The following is a 6,973-nucleotide window of genomic DNA, read 5'->3' on the forward strand; positions in this document are numbered from 1 at the left end:
TTTGACAAACATCTTTAAACATGAAATCAAATCTAAAACAATTCGCCCTGTTGTGTCTCCTGCTCATGGTAGCCATCGCTGCCAAAGCCGGAGATGTGACCGCAACTTGGGATTTCAAGTCCATGGCGGCTGGTGCAGTTCATTATGAAGGCAACACGGGCACCGTAGCCTCAGACGTAGAGGGAGTAGAACTCACCGTCGATGCCACCAATAAAGGAAAATTGAAATCCCGTGGCTCCGATGCCCAATTCAATAAAAACACCATTATCCGCATTCCTGTTAAGAGTACCAGAGACCATGTGTCTATCATCTCTTATCCCGGCTATCACAACTATACTGTTGACGGAACAGCTGCCGATGCCGACACCGTGCGGCACAAAGCCACTACGCAGGAAGTCGCAAGTGGCTATGTAGAGGTGGTCGGTACAGGTGGTTCCTATCTCTACAAAATTCAGGTTACACATGTTTCACCCCTGCAGGAGAAAGTAATCTACGAGACCGACTTCACCAACTGGGAAGCCATTGACCGTAAAGCCAACAATGAAACGCCAACAGTTGTCAATCTCTCCACCAAGTACAGCCACGAGGACTTCACTTTCACACTTTGTGGAGTAGGGGCTGACCCCGAGGGAACAAACAACAAGTTCCCCGACATTACCGGCTACATGATTAGTGCGAAATACACCAACGAGGTGAGCGCCCACGAACCATACGCCATGACATCGGCTTTGGCCAACGTCACGAAGATTGTGTTCCACCAGACTGCCACGGGTAGCAATCGCGGATGGGCCGTGGCAGCACGTACTGCAGGTTCCGACCAATGGGAGGTGATCTATAATCAAAGCATCGGTAATGCCAGGGGAGAAGATGTTACCGTAGAGGTGAATCGGGAGAACGTGGAGCTCAAGTTCTACAATTTCAATCAGGCTCAGAATGCTTACATGACCGCGCTACACATCTATGGAAACGTAGACATGAGTCAAGCTCCGGCATTGGCAACGTTCACCGCCAACGGAACTACCTATCAGGCTGCCGACGTGTTTGATCAGGATGAGGATGGCAATTTCTTCACCACCGTAGAAGTATCCAAGTCGGAAATGATGGTTGATGCAGACCATCCTATTACGGCAACGGCTCAAAACGGCACCCTCGGTGAGATTTCATACAAGTCGGTGCCCAGTACCGACAACGGCGACAAACCGGCTGCTGATGTCATCATCCCGATTGTGTTCAAGGACGCCACCGCACAATACACCATCCATTTTGTGTGGAAACCCGACTTCACCGTGAACTATTACGATGCAGACGGCACAACCAAGGTGGCTTCACAGACCGTTGAGAAGGATGCTGTCCTTGGTAAGCTGAACGACGGCAGCACCGTGACCGTGCCCGAAGGCAGCAAGTTCCGGGGCTGGCTGTTTAAGCCAAGGAGCGACGAGAAAGCCAAGGCCACCACTGTTGTGACCGACAAGGAACTCAATCTCTATGCTCTCGTGACCGATATCGAAGGTGACGAGGCCAACGAACGCAATGTCTACGATCTGAAAAACAAATACTTCTACGTTGAAGACCATGAGGCCTTCGTACCCACGTCGACCTACAGCTACAACGGGGCACAGCATGGTCTCTACCTCAAACCGGGGTCGGTGAAACTGCTCGTCGGTGGCAATGCCACTATCATCATCGAGGCTTGCAAATACAACAAGGCTCCCATGACCCTCACCGATGCCAGCGGCAACACGCTGGGCACCATCGACGTGCCCGAAAACGACGGTGAGAAAACCACCCTCAAATATAACGGAAAGGCCGGCGAACTCATCCTCTCGTTCGACGGCGAGGTCTATCTCCACGCCCTCACCATCATTAACACGGGCACAAGTGACATCGCCAAGAACAGCGACGGCTACTATGTGGCCGAGCCCGGCAATGGCAACAGCTTCCTGAACATTCTCGACATCATCGAGGCCAACGAAGACGGAAGCAGTCGTGTGAAAATATTCCTGCCCGACGGGGTCTACGATTTGGGTCAAAAGGTGAAGACAGAATTCCCCGTAGACAATCTCTCCATCATCGGACAGAGCATGGACAACACCATTATCGTTACCGCACCTGATTTCACTATTGAGGGATTGGGGTCTGCAGACATGTTCTATAACAAGAAACAGAACATCTATTTCCAAGATCTCACGCTGAAAAATGCACTTGACTACTATGGCTCAGGGGCTGCCGGGCGCGCGGCCGTGATACAGGATCGTGGCAACCGAACCATCTATAAGAATGTGCGAATGTTGTCTTATCAGGATACCTATTACAGCCAGAACGCATCCATGCAGAGTTATTTTGCCGATTGTGATGTGCATGGAACGGTAGACTTCATCTGTGGAGGTGGTGATGTGCGTTTCCAGAATACCACCCTATCACTCGAACCACGCAACCAAAATGGCACCGGCGGACGCACCATTACGGCTCCCACCACGACCACTAACTTCGGTTACGTGTTCGACGGTTGCAAAATTGTAGACTTGGCCAACGGCAAGGGTGATTGGAACTTCGGTCGCACATGGCAGAATGAACCCATCTGTGTGTTCCTCAACACTACCTTGGATGCCAATGCCGAAGCCACGCTCATAGGGACACGATGGATCGAAAGGGGCATGAACAACAAAGACCCGAAGGTGTTTGGTGAGTTTGGTACCAAGAACGAAAACGGGGATGACATTACTCCGGCAAGCAATAAAATCTCTTCCTACACGGTTAACTTAGAAACAGTTCTCTCGGAAACGAAAGCTGCTGCCTACGCCTACGACAAGATGTACACCGACTGGGATCCTCGTGCATTGTCCGACCAACTTGTCACTGCCAAAGCGACTGTGAGCAACGGAACGCTTTCATGGGAGCCTGTCACGGGGGCAACGGCTTATGCCGTGTTCAAGAACAATGTGTTCCAAGCCATTGTGACTCAACCCTCATTTGCCGGTGCAGACGACACCAATACATGGAGTGTGCGCGCTGCCAACCCCATGGGCGGTTTTGGTGAACCCGTTAAGGCTTCGGTCGTTAATGCTGTTGCTGATATTTCGGCCGATAAGGTTGTTTCCACCAGTTACTATTCCATGAATGGAACGAAACTGATTCGACTTCAACAAGGTGTAAATCTGCGCGTCAGTCATCTTTCTGATGGTACGACCATTACCGACAAGGTCGTTGTCAAATAGGCTGACCATTTTCGTAATGGTTAGTCATTCATGACGATGGACAGACATTTGAGTCTGCACTACTTCAACGTCAGCCTCAGTCTGAAAGCTGGATGATGTCATGAAAACTTCACAGTCAGGAGAGATAGAAAAAACGATGGTCTGGACAAAAACACGCCATGTTTTTTCTGTCTCTCCTGAATTTTTTTGTCAAAAAATGACGGACGAATTCCGGTTACTATCTTTTCGGGGTGCCGTTCAGGCTCATTTGTGCGGCCGTTGTTGCTTCGTGGCTGCAGGGTTAGGCCTAAATCGCAATGCCACTAAGCCTTAACCGCAGGCAAATCGAACGTGTCAAACTGCGCTACAAAGCCATGTTTGGTGTAACATGCTTTGAGTCAGCATGTTGCAAAAGTTGTTTAAAATTTCAGTATTTGAAGTTGTTGCTTGGTTTGTTTTCAAATACGGCAGTCTTGAACGCTTCTTTGTCAGGATTTATGACCGACAATTTTTCATTATCATTCTTTGCAAAGAAATGGAACATGACAAAAGATTTGTGGTCATGATGGGATAATGAGAAAAAACAGATATCTTTGTGATAGGTTTCGATATCATGAGGAGAGAAAGAAGATGAGAAATAAGATAAAAAATATAGCAGTCATGGTCATGCTTGCTGCCATGGCGATCCTCCCGAGGCTATGTTTGGCACAGCCTGTGCAGAAGTTGTCAAAAGAGTGGAAGTCGGGAACGGTGGTGCCTGTTGAAATGGTGAAGCGTACCGGATTGGAGCAATGGTTTGTGCAACAACCCATTCCAGATGCAGTTTTTGCGCGCATGCAAGGTAAGTCATACCCGGTTGGATGTACAGTGCCACGCAGCAGTTTGCGTTATTTAAAGGTGTTGCATGATGATGGCAAGGGGAACATCAGGATGGGCGAGATGGTATGCAACAAATTGATAGCCGATGATTTGTTGTCGATTTTTAAGGAGTTGTTCCGTAACCGGTATCCCATTGAGAGTATCCGGCTGATCGATGATTTTGATGCGGTGGACGAACGGTCTATGCGTGCCAACAATTCCGCGTGTTTCTGTTATCGCACGGTGAAGGGGTCGAGGAAACTCTCTGCCCATGCCCGAGGGATGGCGGTGGATATCAATACGTTGTATAATCCCTACTATCGCCGGAGTGCGAATGGTCGGGTGACGGTGCAGCCCTCAAACGCCTTGAAATATTGCGACCGCTCGGCATCGTTCCCCTACAAGATAGAGCGGGGCGATTTGCTCCATAAGCTGTTTGTGAAGCATGGTTTCCGTTGGGGTGGCGCGTGGCGCACGGTGAAAGACTACCAGCATTTTGAGAAGTAATCTCTTCTTCGTAAGAATCCAATATTAGCCGCCTTTGTGTGGTCTTCCTGCTTTACTACCTTTGTCCGAAAAACTTATGTTTGTACTCAACGAAACAAATGTTTTCCGGGTCTGCTGCGCTCCTGTGGATATGCGTCAGGGCATTCTTCGCCTATCCCAATTTGTACGCTGCAATAATTTCAATCCCTCTGATGGTGTTGTCTACGTTTTCTACAATCGCTCGCGTAACCGGATTAAGTTGTTGCACTGGGAACGCTGTGGCTTTGTTGTCTATCACAAGCAGATGGCACAGGGCTGCCTGAGTCCTAAAATCATGCGGGAAAGTACCGGGTTTTACGAACTTCGATGGGACGAATTGGTGCTCTATATTGAAGGAATAAATCTGAATTGCTACCGAAGAAAAAGATACAATAAATCTTAGTATTTTCTTGCCAGTGTCAGATATTCTTTGTACCTTTACATTGTATAAAGAACTGATAATGTGATGGATACATCTCGTAACACGGCGGCCTCTGGCTATCATTTTTACCTCGGGAAGTTATTGTTGAACTTCTTGAGCAGAGGGATGCTGAACTTAGAAATAAAGATACTGAACTTAGAAATAAAGAAGCTGAACTTAGGGAGAGGGATGCTGAACTGGCACGAAAGTCCCATCGCATACTTGAACTTGAGCGCACTCTATATGGCAGGCGCAGCGAGAAACGCCTGCCAGAGAGTGCAATCGACTGGAGGGGTACGCTTTTTGACGAGCAGTGGGCCAAGGAAGGTTCCCTGGCTCAGGTGGAAGCCATGCCCCTCATCAACGAGATAAAGCAGCAGGCCGGGCAGCGCAGGAAGTCTTCCCGTCGCAAGAGCAGGCCATCAGACCCATCACGCTGGGAGGGAAGAACTACCTGTTCTGCGGCAACAATGAGGGAGCGGAGAACAATGCCATTTTCTATACCTTCATGGCCTGTTGCAGGCAGGCGGGGCTACAACCCTCCAAATGGATGAGAGAATTCCTCTCAAAACCACTGCCGGATATGACGGAGGAGGAACACGTCAACCTACTGCCCACCAACTTCAAATAACAGACAACCCTTATATGCTGACAGACATATAAGGGATATTTGTTAGTCGTCCCTTGAAAAGTATTTAACCATCTGGTTATCAATAAAATAATCGTTTTCAAACTTGCATGTTTCTACAAAGTTTTGTACTTTTGTGTAGTAAAATATTGCAAATCAACGATGTATAAATCTCCATCCAAAGTCCGTCAGGCATCATTATTCTGGGATCTTGAGGCAATGCTCTCTCCCAAGAATTCCCTGTACAAGTTAGCCAATCTGATTGATTGGAATCTGTTTGAGCAGTCTTTTGCCCCTCTTTACAGCAAGGACACTGGCCGTGTGGCCAAGCCCATCCGTCTGATGGTGGGTCTGCTCATCTTGAAACACCTTCGTGACGTTTCAGACGAGAGTGTCGTGGAGCAGTTCTCGGAGAACGCCTACTTCCAGTATTTTTGCGGGATGGAGGCATTCCGCACCGACGCTCCCTGCGTTCCCACCGAGCTTGTCGAGTTCCGCCGTCGCATCGGGGAATCCGGCATGGAGCTGATACTCAAGGAGAGCATCCGCATCAATCTTTTAATCGACGATCAGAGGAAAGAGAAGACCATGGGGGAAAGACGGCAAGGATGGCCGCGGACGCAAGCTCGATGCGGAGCAGACCGCATTCATCGACACGACGGTGCAGGAGAAGAACGTGACCTTCCCCACGGACTCGAAACTCCTGAACAAGGTGATACACTTTTGCTGCGGCGTGGCGGAGAAGGAAAACCTCAAGATCCGCCAGAGCTATGCCAGGGAGATAAAGGAACTGAAGCTCGTGCAACGTTTCAGGGGCAGGAAGAACAGCAAGGCCAAAGTCAGGAAGGCTGACAAGCGGATGCGCACCATTGCAGGCAGGTTGCTCAGGGAGCTTCTTCGCTTGCTGCCTGATCAAAACGCTTATCGGGAACGGATTGACACCTGCATGAGGTTTGTCAACGGCGAGCGGTTGGATGGCCATAAGATTTATTCTCTTCACGAGCCGGACGTAGTTTGCGTCAGCAAGGGAAAAGAGGGCAAGAAGTACGAGTTCGGCAGCAAGATCTCCATCGTCAGGCTATGGGACGGACTCATCATCGGTGCGCTGTCATTTCGAAATGAGACCTATAGCTCATTTTGCAGGCTGAAAAGTGTCATTCCATTCGATATTTACTCATGTTTCGCCCATTCAAGGTAGCTTCAGCATAAAATTGACGGTTCAAATTGCTCAATAGCTCATTTTGCAGGCTGAAACATTGCTACTTTACCGATGAACGCTAACTTTACAGGCATTTAAGTTGCCTCAAAATTCAAAGTTAGCATGTTTAAGATGAGATGTTGCGTGTG

The 6,973-nt window shown here is 48.9% G+C and carries 6 protein-coding genes; all 6 read left to right on the forward strand.

Annotated elements, in window-relative coordinates:
• Positions 1-20 precede the first annotated feature (20 nt).
• Complete coding sequence (locus tag HMPREF0645_RS04390) at positions 21-3,215, forward strand: pectinesterase family protein (RefSeq protein ID WP_007173675.1); 3,195 nt, start codon at positions 21-23, stop codon at positions 3,213-3,215.
• Between the two features lie 609 nt (positions 3,216-3,824).
• Entirely contained in the window at positions 3,825-4,559 is a 735-nt protein-coding gene (locus tag HMPREF0645_RS04395) for a M15 family metallopeptidase (protein WP_044123297.1), read from the forward strand.
• 76 nt (positions 4,560-4,635) lie between these two features.
• The gene (tnpB, locus tag HMPREF0645_RS04400) at positions 4,636-4,980 is read left to right on the forward strand and encodes an IS66 family insertion sequence element accessory protein TnpB (protein ID WP_044123298.1); all 345 of its coding nucleotides are present in this window, start codon (positions 4,636-4,638) and stop codon (positions 4,978-4,980) included.
• A gap of 331 nt (positions 4,981-5,311) precedes the next feature.
• Positions 5,312-5,629, forward strand: coding sequence for a hypothetical protein (locus HMPREF0645_RS04405; protein ID WP_007173679.1), 318 nt, complete (start codon positions 5,312-5,314; stop codon positions 5,627-5,629).
• A gap of 159 nt (positions 5,630-5,788) precedes the next feature.
• A complete protein-coding gene (locus HMPREF0645_RS04410) occupies positions 5,789-6,478 on the forward strand; it encodes a transposase (protein ID WP_007173680.1) in 690 nt (229 codons plus the stop codon).
• The gene (locus tag HMPREF0645_RS14195; protein ID WP_245544001.1) at positions 6,426-6,824 is read left to right on the forward strand and encodes a hypothetical protein; all 399 of its coding nucleotides are present in this window, start codon (positions 6,426-6,428) and stop codon (positions 6,822-6,824) included. The genes HMPREF0645_RS04410 and HMPREF0645_RS14195 overlap by 53 nt, the downstream gene beginning before the upstream one ends.
• Positions 6,825-6,973 lie beyond the last annotated feature (149 nt).

Origin of the sequence: Hallella bergensis DSM 17361, assembly GCF_000160535.1 — a bacterium.
Classification (GTDB): domain Bacteria; phylum Bacteroidota; class Bacteroidia; order Bacteroidales; family Bacteroidaceae; genus Prevotella; species Prevotella bergensis.

What these genes read in the sequence shown, in the direction of transcription:
- tnpB (WP_044123298.1), top strand. Translation starts at nt 4,636, where the DNA reads ATGTTTGTACTCAACGAAACAAATGTTTTCCGGGTCTGCTGCGCTCCT.
- HMPREF0645_RS04395 (WP_044123297.1), top strand. Translation starts at nt 3,825, where the DNA reads ATGAGAAATAAGATAAAAAATATAGCAGTCATGGTCATGCTTGCTGCC.
- HMPREF0645_RS04410 (WP_007173680.1), top strand. Translation starts at nt 5,789, where the DNA reads ATGTATAAATCTCCATCCAAAGTCCGTCAGGCATCATTATTCTGGGAT.
- HMPREF0645_RS04390 (WP_007173675.1), top strand. Translation starts at nt 21, where the DNA reads ATGAAATCAAATCTAAAACAATTCGCCCTGTTGTGTCTCCTGCTCATG.